We start from the raw sequence: 14915 nt of genomic DNA on the forward strand, positions 1-14915 counted from the left end.
TTTGCGTTCCCCTTTTTCGTTATGTGTTCCCTTTTCCACCAACGCGCTTCATCAAGCGGGTGAAACCTTGCAGCATGAGGCCGCCGATCAGCGGCACGCCGACGGTGACCAGGATCATGACCGTGCCAAGGGCATTGACCTCCGGGCTGACCGAGATCTTCAGCATGGAAAGTATCTGCGTCGGCATCGTCTCGACGCCGGCGGGACGCCAGAACAGGCTGGCGGAAGTGTTGTCGAAGGAAATGGTGAAGGCCAGCAGCACGCCGGCGACGGCCGCGGGAACAAGCAGCGGCAGGGTGATTTCGCGGAATGAGGCAAGGCGGGCGGCCCCGAGCGACAGGGCGGCCTCCTCATAGGTGCGGCTGATGCCGATCATCCGCGCCTGAACGACGAGCACCACGTAAGGCAGCGCCAGAAGGATGTGGCCGAGCAAAAGCAGCCAGATGGTTCGCGGCTGGTCGACCGCCTTGATCAGCACCAGCAGCCCGACACCCAAAATCGTTTCGGGCACCAGCGCCGGCAAGATGACCAGAGTGCCGAAGGACTGCTTTCCCGGAAACTGGAAGCGCACCAGCGCAAAGGCGACCATGATGCCCAGCGCCGTGGTGACCGCCGCTGTGACCAGCGCAATCCACAACGAGGTCCTGAACGCGGTGAGAACCTGCTCGTTGGACAGCAGCTTTTCGTACCAGTGCAGGCTGAAGCCGGTGAGCGGGAAGCCGCCGAACATCGACGAATTGAAGGACAGGATGACGGTGGCCGCAATGGGCGCGAACATGAAGATATAGACAAGAAGCGTGATCGCGCCGGTCAGCCGCCAGGCCCATCTGCCTTCGCGGTCGTGTTGGCGTGCACTCATCCGCCAAGGCCCTTCATGATCTGGGACATGCCCATGTAGCGCGTATAGGCAGCGGCCGCGCAGCCCAGCAGCACGAACAGGACAATGGACAGCGTGGCGCCAAGCGGCCAGTTCAGCTGCCCCATGATGGTGTCGTAGATGAGGTTGCCGAACAGCGCGTCGCGGCCCGAGCCCAGCAATTGCGGCGTCACATAGCTTCCGGCGGCAAGCACGAAGCACAACAGCAGCCCCGCGCCAAGCCCCGGCAGGGACAATGGCAGGGTGACTTCCCGGAACGCCTGCGCGCTGGTGCAGCCCATGGAGCGGGCCGCGGAAATCAAGGTACGGTCGATGCTTTCAAGGCTCACATAGACATTGAGGATCATGTAGGGCAGCAGGAAATGCAGCAGCCCCATGATGACCGCGCCCTCGGTATAGAGCATCGGCAGCGGCTCGCTGATGATGCCAAGCTTGAGCAGCGTGACGTTGATGAGCCCCTGCTCGCCAAGGATATGGATCCACGAGAAGGTACGGATAGTGAAGCTGATCCAGAACGGCACGATGAGCAAAAGCAGCAGCAGCCATTTGTGCCGGAACGTCGTGGCCCAGATGAAATAGGCCGGGAAGTAGCCGAGAACCGCGCAAATCACGGCCGTCATCGCGCCGACCCGCACCGTCTTGAAAAGAAAGCCGTGATAGTAGCTGTCTAACAGGAACTCCTTCCAGTTGTCGAAGGTCAGCGCGCTTGTCTCGACGCCGGCCGTGATAAAGGTGAAGAAGGTGTAGGCTGCCATTACTGCGATCGGTAACAGCAGGAAAAACAGCAGCAGCAGAAAGGTGGGAGCAACGAGAGCCCATGCCAATCGCCGGTCGTACAGCGTCCACCCTTTTGTCATGCTCATCCGGCTCAGGTCGCCCTGTCTAGGCAGCAATGCTTTTTCTGGGCACAGATTGGGCGATTGGCGGCGGGATGTCTACTGTTCGGAAACGGTTTTTTTGCTTCGGCGCCGCCCGGATTCTCACCCACGACCATGAACTGCGTCAACGCGGCTGGCCGGTTTTCGGATCGATCTTGATCTCGACCTTGGCCTTGTCGGCGGTGTGGTAGATCACGTCGTAGTAGCCGTCCTGGTTCCACTCAATTTCGCTGACATAGCGGAACTGGTCCCGCTTCTCGACCTTGGCGATGATTTCGGAAAGCTTGATTGCCCCGTCGGGAGGGAAAAGCTGAGTTGTGTTCTGCGCCTGGGCATGGCCGCAGGCCAGGAGTGCCACGACAACAGATCCGAGAACCAGACGGGGGCCCATGGCTTTCCTCTCCCTCAAAGCGCAATGGACAAGAACGGCGGATGCGCGGTTTGGTTCCAGTGGGCGCGGGCCATGCCGCCTTGATTTGGGCCCGCGAATATGATGCACCTGCCCGTCATGAGAAAACTCTGTCTCACTGCGTCGGCACTGCTGGTGCTCGCTTCGCCGGCGGTGGCGCTCGATGCGCGACTGAAGGTCGGCCTCCTGAAACTCGACCCCGACACGCGCCTTGAACAGCGCTGCGATGCCGAGGCACTGGAACGCATCGCGCGCGACGCGAACCCCTATAAGCCGGACCGCGTCGTGGCCTATGCGATCAAGACGCCGACGCTGCACGGCGACGCGATCGAGAGCCCGGGCGCCGCCTTCCGCGCCAAGGGGCGGTGGTATCGCCTCTCCTACACCTGCCGCACCGCCCACGACCGCATGAAGGTGCTGTCGTTCAGCTACAAGATCGGCGACAGGATTTCCGAGGACGACTGGCCGAAATACAATCTCTGGCGCTAAGGGCGCAGGCCTGTATCAGAGGAGCGACCAGGCAGGCCGGCCGTACCCCTCGGACCATTTGCTCCGGCCAGAGCGCCCTATCCGCCCATGCCGCTGCGTGGCAAAAGGATGTTTTCGAAGCGGGCACGTAGCTTGTCGTCGATGGAGCGCGGCACATGGCGCGGAAAGCGTTCGGCCAGAATGCGCTTCTTCTCGGCGATGGCGCGCTGCAATATGTCGGGCTTGCCCTTCTCGTTCCATTCCTTGGGGCTGAAACGGTCGCCTATGGCCGGATAGAAATATTCGGTCTGCATCAGCTTCAGCGTCTGGTCATTGCCGAGATAGTGGCCGGGGCCGTTGAGGCAGACTTCGGTGATTGTATCGATCGACATCGCCTCGTCGGTGACCTCGATGCCGCGCACGCAGCGCTGGCAGTGGCCGAGCATGTCGTTGTCGATGATCAGGCTTTCCAGGCAAAAGCCCAGCAGCGAGGCATGCATGCCGGCCGATTCATAGACGAGGTTGAGGCCCGACAGACCGGCCATGACATTGGTGATGCCCTTTTCGTAGCCGGACTGGATGTCGGGCAGCTTGGAATCCGCCATGCCGGCGGCCGAGCCGCCGGGCAGGTCGTAGAACTGCGCCATCTGCGCGCAGGCCGCCGTCAGCAGCGCCTGCTCGGCCGAGCCGCCCGACATGGCGCCGGTGCGCAGGTCCGAGACGAAGGGCCAGGTGCCGAAGATCGCCGGATGGCCGGGCTTCAGCGCGTTGACATAGACCAGGCCCGCCAGCACCTCGGCCACCGCCTGCACCACGGCGCCGGCAATCGCCGCGGGCGCGGTCGCGCCGGCCTGCCCGGCCGAAAGCAGCAGGATGGGGATGCCGCCCTCCACGCAGGCTTCGAGCACGCCGCAGGCATCCTCGGCGAACTTCATCGGCGGCACGACGAAGCAGTTGGAATTGGAAACGAACGGCCGGGCGCGAAAATTCTCCTCGCCGCCGGCGATTGCGTAGAGCATCTCCAGCGCCGGAGCCACGTTCTCGCGGACGGTGAACGAGGTGCCGACATGCTTCGACGTGCCCATGATGCAGGCGTAGAGCGTGTTGAAGTCCATATCGAGTGGGTCGGGAACGTCGCGGGGCACCATCGGCCGCTGGAAGAAGTGGATGTTGTCGAGCCCGTCGACGATGCGGGCGGCGTCGTAGATGTCCTGCAGCAGCGACTCGCGGTATTCGCGCTTTTCGACGTCGACGAGGTGGACCGCCGCGCCTGCCGTGCCATAGTGCACGCGCGTGCCCTGGATCACCATGTCGTGCTTGGGGTCCTGGCCGTAGAGGGTGAAGTTGCGCGCGGCGTTCTTGATCGTCGACAGCACCAGCTCGCGCGGGAAGCGGATGCGGCCATCCTCGCCGTAAATGGCGCCCACCCGCGTCAGTGCCTGGATGCAGCTGGGGATCGCATTGGCGAAGCCGACTGTTTCGAGCAACATCAGCACCGATTCATGGATGCGTTCCAGATCGTTCTGGCCCAATGGCTTATACCTGCCGCCTTCCAGTCCGGGACGAATGGGCCGGACATCCTCGGCCAGGGGGGCGGCGCGAAGCGCACGGCGCGCCTCCCGGCCGCCGGACCTGCGAGACCTCTGGTCTGCTGCCACGATGTCATGCTGTTCGAGCGCGCTCGACATGCGAAAACCTCCACCATATTCGCTGGCCCTCTCGCGCCGAATGTGCCTTCGGTCGCGCGGCCTGGTTCCCCTATGGCGGAGACTATGCAGCGCCGAGCGGACCGCGCGTATGGGCCACCTTTTGCCGCCAGATGTGCCAGGAGTTTTCGCCTGGAAGGCGGCCGGAAAGGCCGGCCGCGTGCGGTGCTTCAGGCAGCCGCGGGCCGGCGGCCGGCGGCAGTCGCCAGTTCGCGAATGCCAGGCTCGATGTGCTGGAGAGCGATGGATGAAAAGCCGAGCCGCATGAAGCGCGACGGCTTGTCGGGCCTGTCGAAAAAGCGGTCGCCGGGCTCGATGATGACGCTGCGCGAGGCAGCGGCCTCGGCGAGGCTGCGGGCATCCGTGCCACGCGGCCCCTCCAGCCACAGCGAAGTGCCGCCGGACGTGACGGTCGGGCGCCAGTCCGGCAGGAAGGCGTCGATGGCCTGGACCAGGCGCTTGCGGCGCTCGTCGAAGGCCGACGACAGCCGGCGCACCAGCGCCTCGTGATGGCCGAGCGACAGGAACAGCGCCACCGCGCGCTGGTTGTTTGCGGGCGGATGCCGCAGCACGAAGCGGCGCAGCGCCCGAAGCTCGGCGATGAGGTCAGCGGAGGCGACGATGTAGCCAAGCCGCAGGCCGGGCGCGAGCGTCTTGGACATGGAGCCGACATAGACGACGCGGCCCGAGCGGTCGATGCTCTTCAGGGCTTGCTGTGGCGCCTCGTCGAGAAGCTGGCTGTCATAGCCGTCCTCGATGATGATCTGGTTGTTGCGGCTGGCGCGCGCCAGCAAGTCCTGCCGCCGCTCGGCGCTCATCGACACCATGGTCGGGCAATGATGGCTGGGCGTGACGAAGACGAAGCCGGCGTCCGAGGGAATGGCCGAGGTGACGATGCCGTCCTCATCGACCGGGGTGGGCTGGATCTCGGCGCCGGCCAGCCGGAAGATGCTGCGCGCATCCGGATAGCCCGGGTCCTCCATCGCCACCTTGCTGCCCTTGGTCATCAGCAGCGTGGCCAGCATGTAGAGCGCATTCTGCGCGCCCAGGGTGACGATGATCTCGTCGGGATTGGCGAAGATGCCGCGCCGGGGCAGGAGGCGGGCCTGGATCTGCTCGATCAGCAGCGGGTCGTCGCGGTCCACCATATCGGCCGCCCAGTTGCGGATTTCGAGCACCGCGAGCGCCATGCGGTTGCATTCGCGCCATTCGGCGGTGGGAAACAGCGCTGGGTCGAACTGGCCATAGACAAAGGGGTAGGAAGACTTGATCCAGTTGTCGAGCTTGGCCGCGCGCGGCATGTCGCTGGCCGGGATCTGGCGGCGCGCCTTCCAGTCGATCTCGCTGGCCTGCTCGCCGGTCTTGTGCTGTGGCTTGGCGGGGGTGGCCAGCACTTCCGGGTTGACGAAGTGGCCGCGCCGCTCGCGCGCCACGAGAAAGCCCTGGTCGACGAGTTGCTGGAAGGCCAGCACCACCGTGCCGCGCGCAACGCCGAGCTTCTCGGCCAGGATGCGGCAGGAAGGCAGCGGCATGGAAGCGGCGATCTGGCGGTCGAGAATGGCTGCGACGATGGCCTGCCGGATCTGTGCCTGAAGCGTCTGGCCGGATTCTGCGGATATCCGGAACAGTCCCGACCATATGGCCGAATCGTTTCTCTGTGGCATCAGTAATTCCCCGGTCAGGCGTTATGCTTTATCTTTTGTGGACCAGTGGACCGTATCCGTGGTCCAACGGGTTGCGCCAATGAATTTTTCTAATCGCTAGGATTTATGCCAGTGATCCTTCCTGGCATGGCACACCGCCGAAAGAGCGATGCGGGAGATTTTCCCCGCAAAACTTTTTCCGTGGCTCCGCATCGTCGGCGGGCTCTGGTAAGCTCGCAGGAAGCAGATCGACTACTGGAGACTGGCTGTGACAGACGCCCCCCTTCATGCCGCCTTGACCGCGCTTCGCGAGGAACAGGAAGAAACGCCGATGAACATGCGCGAGGCGTTCAAGTCCGATCCCCAGCGCTTCGCAAGGTTCTCGCTGACGGATGGGGACCTGCTGTTCGACTGGTCGAAATGCGCGGTCACCTCCGAAACCATGGCGCATCTGGAACGGCTGGCGCTGGCGGCCAACCTGCCCAAACGGCGCGAGGCGATGTTCTCGGGCGAGAAGATCAACAGCACCGAGGGCCGCGCCGTGCTGCACACCGCCCTTCGGGCCGGGCCTGACGCGAAGGTGATGGTGGACGGCAAGGACGTGATGCCCGACGTTCGCGCCGTGCTGGCTGCAATGGGCGCCTTCGCCCATGCGGTGCGCTCGGGTGCTGCCACCGGCGCGACCGGCAAGCGCATCACCGACATCGTCAACATCGGCATCGGCGGCTCCGACCTGGGCCCCGCGATGGCCACCTTGGCGCTTGCCCCCTATCATGACGGGCCGCGCGCGCACTTCGTGTCGAACGTCGATGGCGCGCATATTCACGACACGCTGAAGTACCTCGACCCGCAGACGACGCTGTTCGTCGTGGCATCCAAGACCTTCACCACGGTCGAGACCATGACCAATGCCGAGACCGCCCGCGACTGGGTGGAGAAGGCGCTGGGCAGGGAGGCGGTGGGCCAGCATTTCGCGGCCGTGTCCACCGCGCTCGACAAGGTCGCCGCCTTCGGCATCGCGCCCGACCGTGTCTTCGGCTTCTGGGACTGGGTGGGCGGCCGCTATTCGCTGTGGTCTGCCATCGGCCTGCCGATCATGATCGCCATCGGGCCGGAGCGGTTCGGCGAATTCCTCGCCGGCGCGCGCGACATGGACCGGCATTTCGAAACGGCCCCTCTTCTGAAGAACATTCCGGTGGTGATGGGGCTGATCGGCTATTTCCACCGCGTGGTCTGCGGCTACCCGGCGCGCGCCGTCATTCCTTACGACCAACGGCTGGCCCGCCTGCCGGCCTATCTGCAACAGCTCGACATGGAATCCAATGGCAAGCACGTGCTGCTCGGCGGGCAGAAGGCGGTGACCGTGACCGGGCCGCTGGTGTGGGGCGAGCCCGGCACCAACGGCCAGCATGCCTTCTTCCAGCTTCTGCATCAGGGCACCGACGTCATCCCGGTCGAATTCTTGGCGGCGGCGGAAGGCCACGAGCCGGAACTGCGCCACCAGCACGACCTCCTGCTCGCCAACTGCCTGGCGCAATCGGAGGCGCTGATGAAGGGCCGCACGCTGGAAGAGGCGCGCCGGCAGATGCTGACCCGCGGCATGCCGCTGGAAGAGGTCGACCGCATCGCGCCGCATCGCGTGTTCTCCGGCAACCGGCCCTCGCTCACCCTGCTCTATCGCAAGCTCGACCCCTACACGCTGGGACGGCTGATTGCGCTTTACGAGCACCGGGTGTTCGTGGAAGGAACGCTCTTCGGCATCAACTCATTCGACCAATGGGGCGTGGAACTGGGCAAGGAACTGGCAACCGGGCTGCTGCCTGTCGTGGAGGGAACGGAAGATGCCGCGCAAAGCGACGCTTCCACCGCCGGTTTGGTGCGCCATATCCATCGTCTCAGGGCAACGGAGTAGACGGCATTGCAGGGCATCAAGGGCATCCTGTTCGACAAGGACGGGACACTGGTCGATTTCCAGAAGACATGGTTCGCCATCGGCGACCTGATGGCGCTGCAGGCAGCCGAAGGCGACCGCACGAGAGCGGACGCGCTGCTGACGCTGGCCGGCTACGACTTCGACGGTCAACGCTTCAAGGCCGACTCCGTGTTTGCCGCCGGGACCAACGCCGAGATCGTGGCGCTGTGGTATCCCGACGCCAGCGAACAGGAGCGCCAAACCATCACCGCCGGGTTCAACACGATGACCGCCGAGGCGGGCGCGGCGGCCTCGGTGCCGCTGCCGGGCAGCAAGGATGCCATCGCCGTGCTGCACGGCTCGGGCTTCCGTCTCGGCGTGGCGACCAACGATTCCACCAGCGGCGCCGAACAGACGCTGCTGGCGCTTGGCATCGCGCAGATGTTCGACGCGGCCTATGGCTACGACGCGGTGGCCAATCCCAAGCCGGCCCCGGATGCGATCCATGCCTTTGCCGACCTCACCGGCCTGAAGCCGTCGGAGATCGCCATGGTGGGGGACAACCGGCACGACCTGGAGATGGCGCGGGCCGGCGGCGCCGGGCTGGCGGTGGCCGTGCTGAGCGGCACCGGCACCCGCGAAACGCTGGCGCCCATGGCCGACGTGATCCTCAATTCGGTCGCCGACCTGCCGGGGTTCCTGGGAACGATCTGACTTGTTCTCGGGGTGCGGCCGGCACAGGTCCACTCCGCTCCCCGATGGTTCGCATCGCAGGCTCGCGGCATGCCGCGCAGCCTGCGATGACGATCTTCAGCCGCGCAGCTCCCGCCGCAGGATCTTGCCCACATTGGTCTTGGGCAGTTCGGTGCGGAACTCGATCAGCTTCGGGCGCTTGTAGCCGGTCAGGTTCTGCCGGCAGTATTCCAGCAGGTCCTCGGCGGTCAGGTTGGGGTCCTTCTTGACCACGAACAGCTTCGGCACCTCGCCCGAATGCTCGTCCGGCACGCCTACCGCCGCGACCTCCAGCACGCCCGGGTGCTGCACCGCGACCTCTTCCAGCTCGTTCGGATAGACGTTGAAGCCGGACACAATGATCATGTCCTTCTTGCGGTCGACGATCTTGGTATAGCCATGGCTGTCCATGAAGCCCATGTCGCCGGTGCGGAAGAAGCCATCCGCGGTCATTGCCTTGGCGGTTTCGTCGGGCCGGTTCCAGTAGCCGGCCATGACCTGGGGGCCGCGAATGCATATTTCGCCGACTTCGCCCAACGCCAGCTCGTGGCCTTCCTCGTCGCGGATCGCGACCTCGGTCGACGGCATCGGCAGGCCGATGGTGCCGGAAAACTCCTCGGCGTCGAAGCGGTTGGCGGTCGCCACCGGCGATGTCTCCGACAGGCCGTAGCCCTCGGAAACGGTGACGCCGGTCAGTCTCTTCCAGCGTTCGGCCACGGCACGCTGCACCGCCATGCCGCCCCCGAAGGTGAGAAACAGCGGCTTGAAGTCGAGCTTGCGGAACTCCTCGTTGTTCAGCAGCGCGTTGAACAGGGTGTTGAGGCCGGGGAAGACGTTGAAGGGATACTTCTTCAGTTCCTTCACGAAGCCCGGAATGTCGCGCGGGTTGGGTATCATGATGTTGTGGGCGCCCTGCTGGATGCCCATCAGCGCGTTCACCGTCAGCGCATAGATGTGGTAGAGCGGCAGCGCGCAAACGAAGGTCAACATTTCCGGGCGCTGCCTCTTCGTGAAGGCCGTCTCCATCCAGATCATGTTCTGCACGACATTGGCCAGAATGTTGCGGTGGAGCAGGATGGCGCCCTTGGAAACGCCCGTCGTTCCGCCGGTATATTGCAGGAAGGCGATGTCGTCGCCGAACACCCTGGCGGGCTTGAAGTTGCGCGCGGCACCTTCCTTGAGCGCAGCCGGGAACTTGACATGCCCCGGCAGCGACCATGCGGGCACCATCTTCTTCACCCGCCGCACCACCAGGTTGACGATGTGGCCCTTGAGCCCGAGCATGTCGCCCATGGCCGCCACGACCACGTGCTTGACCGGCGTGCGGGCGATCACCCCCTGCAAGGTGGTGGCGAAGTTTTCGAGGATGATGATGGCTTCGGCGCCCGAGTCCTTGAGCTGGTGCTCAAGCTCGCGCGGGGTGTAGAGCGGATTGACGTTGACCACCGTGTAGCCCGCGCGCAGAACGCCCAGCAGCGCAATCGGATATTGCAGCACGTTGGGCATCATCAGCGCCACACGGGCACCCGGCGCCAGCCCCTTCGACTGCAGATAGGCCCCGAAGGCCGCCGACAGTCGCTCGAGTTCGGCGAAGGTGATTGTCTTGCCCATGCAGGTGAAGCAGGGCCGGGTTGCATATTTCTTGGCGGCATCGACCACCAGGTCGCCGATAGAATTGAATTCGAGCGGCGGGATCTCCGCAGGAATGTTGGCCGGATAGCTTCTCAGCCATGGCTTGACCTCGTGCAGCGCGACAGCGCCGTCCGGAGCGGCAGGAGCTTTGGCGGTGGGCGCTGCCGCTTTCGGCTTCGCCTGCTTCTTGGCCGTGCTGGAGGCGGACGCCTTTGGCTTGGCTGCACCGTCGGCCTTGGCGGCACCGGCGGCCTTTGCCGGCCTTTCCGCGGCGCGCGCCGGCGCTGCGGCCTTCGCCTTGCTCGGGGCAGTTTTTTCGTTCTTTGCGGCCTTGCTGGCGACCGGCTTGGTCGCAGCCTTGGCAGTCGCAGGTTTCTTCACGGCCTTCTTGGCGGTGGGCTTTGCGACTTTCGCGGCCGATGGCGCCGAGCTCGCGGTGCCGGCAGCCGCCTCGGCAACAGCGGCGCGAGAGGCGGAACCGCCCGCGGTTTCAGCTTTCCTTGCCCGGCTTGCCCCCTTGGCCTCAGGCGCCTGCGCCGTCTTGGCGGCCGATGGTTTCCTTGCCCGCACCGGCTTCACCTTCTCGTCCACTTGCGCCTTCCCAGCCTTGTTGCTCGTTTTGGCCACCCCGTCCTCCCTCGCAGTTCTTCTCGTTTGTTCGGACGCCTACACCCGCGGATCCGCCCTCTCGAATTGTTGCGCCCCCGGATTTCCAAGTAGAATGCGTCTGTATCCAATTTATGGCCACAACCAGCGCGCATGCAAGCCTTGCTCCCCTGCAACGGCAAGCAGTGGGGAACAGGCGCCCGAAAGCCCGGCGGACGTGGGTTTCCCGGCCCTCGAGGGCGCAAATTCGACATCCGTTGTCGTAACGTAAGCTGTCGAGGTACCACCCCAAAAGGAAAGACCATTTCGCAAGGTGCGTCTTCATCGAAACAATGTAACCGCATGATGACAACATGTTGAAACATTGTTCCACCTTTCGCGCACCTTAAAACAAGGTGTTCCATAGGCTCGAAAACGATGCTTATATGCGGCCTCAAAGCCAGTTTGAGGGGCTTGGATCCATGACAGGGAGTGATCAATGATAAGGAAGCTGACTTTTGCAGCCGCACTCGCGGCTGCAACCGTCTTGGGCGGCGCGGCGAATGCCAAAACTCTGGTGTACTGCTCTGAGGCGTCGCCGGCAGGCTTTGACCCGTCTCCGTGGAGCGGCGGCAACGACTTCGACGCCTCTTCGCGCACCATCTATTCGCGTCTTGTCGAGTTTGAGCACGGCAAGACCAGCCTCATGCCCGGCCTCGCCGAAAGCTGGACCGTCTCGGACGACGGCCTGGAATACACCTTTAAGCTTCGCCCCGGCGTGAAGTTCCAGACCACCGACTACTTCACCCCGACCCGCGACCTGAACGCCGACGACGTCGTCTTCTCGTTCGAGCGCCAGTGGAAGAAGGACAGCCCCTGGTACGAATACCTGCCCGGCACCGGCTGGGAGTATTTCACCGGCATGGGCTTCCCGGACCTGCTGAAGGAAGTCGTCAAAGTCGACGATCTGACCGTCAAGTTCGTTCTGAACAAGCCGGAAGTCGCCTTCCTGCCCGACCTCGGCATGGACTTCGCCTCGATCGTGTCGAAGGAATATGCCGACCAGCTGGAAAAGGAAGGCAACCTGCAGCAGTTCACGCAGAAGCCGGTCGGCACCGGCCCCTTCCAGTTCGTCGACTATCAGGTTGACGCCGTCATCCGCTACGCTGCCTGGGATGGTTACTTCGGCGGCCGCCAGAAGATCGACGACCTGATCTTCGCCATCACCCCCGATCCGGCGGTGCGCGCGCAGAAGCTCAAGGCCGGCGAATGCCACATCATGTCCTACCCGGCCCCGGCCGACATCGCCGGCCTGCAGGCTGACGAGAACCTCAAGGTCGACGAGCAGGAAGGCCTGAACATCGGCTACATGGCCTACAACACGACCGTGGCGCCCTTCGACAAGGCCGAGGTCCGCAAGGCCCTCAACATGGCCGTCAACAAGCAGGCCATCATCGACGCGGTCTACCAGGGCGCCGGCCAGGCGGCCGTGAACCCGATCCCGCCGACGATGTGGGGCTACAACACCGAGATCAAGGACGATCCGTACGATCCGGAAGCGGCCAAGAAGATGCTCGAAGAAGCCGGCGTCAAGGATCTTTCGATGAAGATCTGGGCCATGCCGGTCAGCCGCCCCTACAACCCGAACGCCCAGCGCGTGGCTGAGCTGATCCAGGCCGACTACGCCAAGATCGGCGTCAAGGCCGAGATCGTCAGCTACGAATGGACCGAGTATCGCGAACGCGGCAAGCAGAAGGATCGTGACGGCGCCTTCCAGCTCGGCTGGACCGGCGACAACGGCGATCCGGACAACTTCCTGTTCCTGCTCGGCTGCGATGCCATCGGCCAGTCGAACTACGCCATCTGGTGCAACAAGGAGTTCGAAGCCCTGCTGCAGAAGGGCAAGGCGACGACCGACCAGGCCGAGCGCACCAAGATCTACGAGGAAGCCCAGGTCGTCTTCAAGCGCGAAGCGCCGTGGCTGACCATCGCCCACTCGAAGGTCTTCATGCCCATGTCCAAGAAGGTCGAGGGCTTCGTGATGGATCCGCTCGGCATCCATCGTTTCGACGGCGTCGACATCGCCGAATAAGAAAAGCGAATAGGGGACGGCGCCCCTCAGGGGCGCCGTCTAGCCATCGCAATCACCATGTTCCGCTACATCCTCCACAAACTCGCCCTGATCGTTCCGACGATCTTCGGCATCTCGCTGGCCGCCTTCGCATTCGTGCGCCTGCTGCCCGGCGACCCGATCCTGGCCATGGCCGGGGAACGCGGCGTCAGCCCCGAACGCTACGCCGAGCTGCTCGAACGCTTCGGCTACAACCGCCCGATCTGGGTTCAGTATTTCGACTACATCAGCAACGTCCTGCACGGCAATTTCGGCATTTCGCTTGCCACGAAGCGGCCTGTGATCGGCGAATTCCTGGCGCTGTTTCCGGCCACGCTGGAACTGGCGACGGTCGCCATGCTGCTTGCGGTCATCATCGGCATTCCCGCCGGCATCTTTGCGGCCGTCAAGCGCGGCTCCTGGTTCGATCAGATCACCATGGGCGCTGCCCTGACCGGCTATTCCATGCCGATCTTCTGGTGGGGCCTGCTGCTCATCATCTTCTTCTCCGGCACGCTGGGCTGGACGCCGGTTTCCGGCCGCATCGGCCTGCAATACTTCTTCCCGCCGGTCACCGGCTTCATGATGATCGACAGCCTGCTGTCGGGCAAGAGCGGCGCCTTCTCGTCGGCCGTCAGCCATCTCATCCTGCCGTCGATCGTGCTGGCCACGATCCCGCTCGCCGTGATTGCGCGCCAGACGCGCTCGGCCATGCTGGAAGTGCTGGGCGAGGACTATGTGCGCACTGCCCGCGCCAAGGGCCTCGCGCCGCGCCAGGTCATCGGACTGCATGCGTTCCGCAACGCGCTGATCCCGGTCGTGACCACGATCGGCCTGCAGGTCGGCACGCTGATGGCGGGCGCGATCCTCACCGAAACCATCTTCTCCTGGCCGGGCATCGGCAAGTGGATGATCGATTCCATTGGCAAGCGCGACTATGTCGTGGTGCAGAGCGGCCTGCTGCTGATCGCACTGATCGTCATGGCCGTGAACCTTGTCGTCGATCTCCTCTACGCCGTCATCAACCCCCGCATCCGCGTGCAGTGAGGCAAGGATGAGCAACGAAACCACTGTCATGCCGGCGGCCAAGCCAGCTGCCCGTCCGGGCGCTCTGGCCGAGTTCTGGCACTATTTCTCTATGAACCACGGGGCCGTCGTCGGTCTCGTCGTCTTCGCCCTGCTGGTGCTGGTCGCCGTCTTTGCGCCGCTGATTGCGCCGCACATGCCCAACGAGCAGTATCGCGACGCACTGCTGACGCCGCCGATGTGGTGGGCGAACGGCACCTCGAACTTCGTGCTCGGCACCGATGCGGTGGGCCGCGACATCCTCTCGCGGCTGATCTACGGCGCACGCTACTCGCTGTTCATCGGTCTCGTGGTCGTGACCTTCGCCCTGATCAGCGGCATCATCCTCGGCCTGCTCGCCGGCTATTTCCGCGGATGGGTCGACACGCTGATCATGCGCGTGATGGACATCATCCTGTCCTTCCCGTCGCTGCTTCTGGCGCTGGTGCTGGTGGCGATCCTGGGGCCTGGCCTGTTCAACGCCATGCTGGCCATCGCAGTCGTTCTGCAGCCGCACTTCGCCCGCCTGACGCGCGCTGCGGTGATGGCCGAGAAGAACCGCGAATATGTCGTCTCGGCCAAGGTGGCGGGCGCCGGGCACCTGCGCCTGATGCTGGTGACCATCCTGCCCAACTGCCTGGCACCGCTGATCGTGCAGGCCACGCTGTCCTTCTCCAACGCCATCCTCGAGGCGGCCGCCCTCGGCTTCCTGGGCATGGGCGCACAGCCGCCGACGCCCGAATGGGGCACGATGCTGGCCGCGGCCCGCGAGTTCATCCTGCGCGCGCCCTGGGTGGTGACCTTCCCGGGTCTTGCCATCCTGATCACCGTGCTTGCCATCAACCTCATCGGCGACGGCCTGCGCGACGCCTTCGACCCCAAGCTGAAGAGGTCGTAA

General features: G+C 64.2%; 12 protein-coding genes. 6 read left to right on the forward strand and 6 right to left on the reverse strand.

What is annotated here, in order from left to right:
* Positions 1-19: 19 nt before the first annotated feature.
* From AC3A4H_RS04110 to AC3A4H_RS04120, 3 genes are all read right to left on the reverse strand, one after another.
* A complete protein-coding gene (locus AC3A4H_RS04110; protein ID WP_487765538.1) occupies positions 20-859 on the reverse strand; it encodes an ABC transporter permease in 840 nt (279 codons plus the stop codon).
* Positions 856-1734: an ABC transporter permease gene (locus AC3A4H_RS04115; RefSeq protein WP_487765892.1), complete on the reverse strand. Its 879-nt coding sequence runs from the start codon at positions 1732-1734 to the stop codon at positions 856-858. Before AC3A4H_RS04115 ends, AC3A4H_RS04110 begins: the two co-directional genes overlap by 4 nt.
* A 145-nt stretch (positions 1735-1879) precedes the next feature.
* The gene (locus AC3A4H_RS04120; protein ID WP_487765539.1) at positions 1880-2146 is read right to left on the reverse strand and encodes a PepSY domain-containing protein; all 267 of its coding nucleotides are present in this window, start codon (positions 2144-2146) and stop codon (positions 1880-1882) included.
* A gap of 117 nt (positions 2147-2263) precedes the next feature.
* On the opposite strand from AC3A4H_RS04120, the gene AC3A4H_RS04125 reads away from it, so the two are divergent.
* Positions 2264-2653, forward strand: coding sequence for a DUF930 domain-containing protein (locus AC3A4H_RS04125; protein WP_487765540.1), 390 nt, complete (start codon positions 2264-2266; stop codon positions 2651-2653).
* Positions 2654-2730: 77 nt separating this feature from the next.
* On the opposite strand, the gene AC3A4H_RS04130 is transcribed toward AC3A4H_RS04125, so the two are convergent.
* The gene (locus AC3A4H_RS04130) at positions 2731-4320 is read right to left on the reverse strand and encodes a trimethylamine methyltransferase family protein (RefSeq protein WP_487765541.1); all 1590 of its coding nucleotides are present in this window, start codon (positions 4318-4320) and stop codon (positions 2731-2733) included.
* A gap of 188 nt (positions 4321-4508) precedes the next feature.
* Entirely contained in the window at positions 4509-6002 is a 1494-nt protein-coding gene (gene pdxR / locus AC3A4H_RS04135; RefSeq protein WP_487765542.1) for a MocR-like pyridoxine biosynthesis transcription factor PdxR, read from the reverse strand.
* Positions 6003-6249: 247 nt separating this feature from the next.
* Between pdxR and pgi the strand changes: the two genes are divergently transcribed.
* Entirely contained in the window at positions 6250-7893 is a 1644-nt protein-coding gene (gene pgi, locus AC3A4H_RS04140) for a glucose-6-phosphate isomerase (protein ID WP_487765543.1), read from the forward strand.
* Between the two features lie 6 nt (positions 7894-7899).
* Complete coding sequence (locus AC3A4H_RS04145) at positions 7900-8607, forward strand: HAD family hydrolase (RefSeq protein WP_348777872.1); 708 nt, start codon at positions 7900-7902, stop codon at positions 8605-8607.
* Between the two features lie 96 nt (positions 8608-8703).
* Here the strand turns inward: AC3A4H_RS04145 and AC3A4H_RS04150 are convergent, their stop codons facing one another.
* Positions 8704-10374, reverse strand: a complete 1671-nt coding sequence (locus AC3A4H_RS04150; RefSeq protein ID WP_487765893.1) for a long-chain-fatty-acid--CoA ligase — start codon at positions 10372-10374, stop codon at positions 8704-8706.
* A 967-nt stretch (positions 10375-11341) separates the two neighbouring features.
* Here AC3A4H_RS04150 and AC3A4H_RS04155 point away from each other — a divergent pair.
* Genes AC3A4H_RS04155 through AC3A4H_RS04165 form a run of 3 tightly spaced genes read left to right on the forward strand, consistent with a single transcriptional unit; the run spans position 11342 to position 14915 of the window.
* On the forward strand, positions 11342-12934 hold the full coding sequence (locus AC3A4H_RS04155) for an ABC transporter substrate-binding protein (protein ID WP_348777870.1): 1593 nt from the start codon (positions 11342-11344) through the stop codon (positions 12932-12934).
* A gap of 57 nt (positions 12935-12991) precedes the next feature.
* Entirely contained in the window at positions 12992-13999 is a 1008-nt protein-coding gene (locus AC3A4H_RS04160) for an ABC transporter permease subunit (protein ID WP_487765544.1), read from the forward strand.
* 7 nt (positions 14000-14006) lie between these two features.
* Complete coding sequence (locus AC3A4H_RS04165; protein WP_487765545.1) at positions 14007-14915, forward strand: ABC transporter permease subunit; 909 nt, start codon at positions 14007-14009, stop codon at positions 14913-14915.

The sequence above is a fragment of the Pseudaminobacter sp. Soil_N_29 genome, assembly GCF_057656055.1.

Coding starts and splice junctions, on each gene's coding strand:
- AC3A4H_RS04155 (WP_348777870.1), top strand. CDS start 11,342: ATGATAAGGAAGCTGACTTTTGCAGCCGCACTCGCGGCTGCAACCGTC.
- pdxR (WP_487765542.1), bottom strand. CDS start 6,002: ATGCCACAGAGAAACGATTCGGCCATATGGTCGGGACTGTTCCGGATA.
- AC3A4H_RS04115 (WP_487765892.1), bottom strand. CDS start 1,734: ATGACAAAAGGGTGGACGCTGTACGACCGGCGATTGGCATGGGCTCTC.
- AC3A4H_RS04125 (WP_487765540.1), top strand. CDS start 2,264: ATGAGAAAACTCTGTCTCACTGCGTCGGCACTGCTGGTGCTCGCTTCG.
- AC3A4H_RS04110 (WP_487765538.1), bottom strand. CDS start 859: ATGAGTGCACGCCAACACGACCGCGAAGGCAGATGGGCCTGGCGGCTG.
- AC3A4H_RS04120 (WP_487765539.1), bottom strand. CDS start 2,146: ATGGGCCCCCGTCTGGTTCTCGGATCTGTTGTCGTGGCACTCCTGGCC.
- AC3A4H_RS04165 (WP_487765545.1), top strand. CDS start 14,007: ATGAGCAACGAAACCACTGTCATGCCGGCGGCCAAGCCAGCTGCCCGT.
- AC3A4H_RS04130 (WP_487765541.1), bottom strand. CDS start 4,320: ATGTCGAGCGCGCTCGAACAGCATGACATCGTGGCAGCAGACCAGAGG.
- AC3A4H_RS04160 (WP_487765544.1), top strand. CDS start 12,992: ATGTTCCGCTACATCCTCCACAAACTCGCCCTGATCGTTCCGACGATC.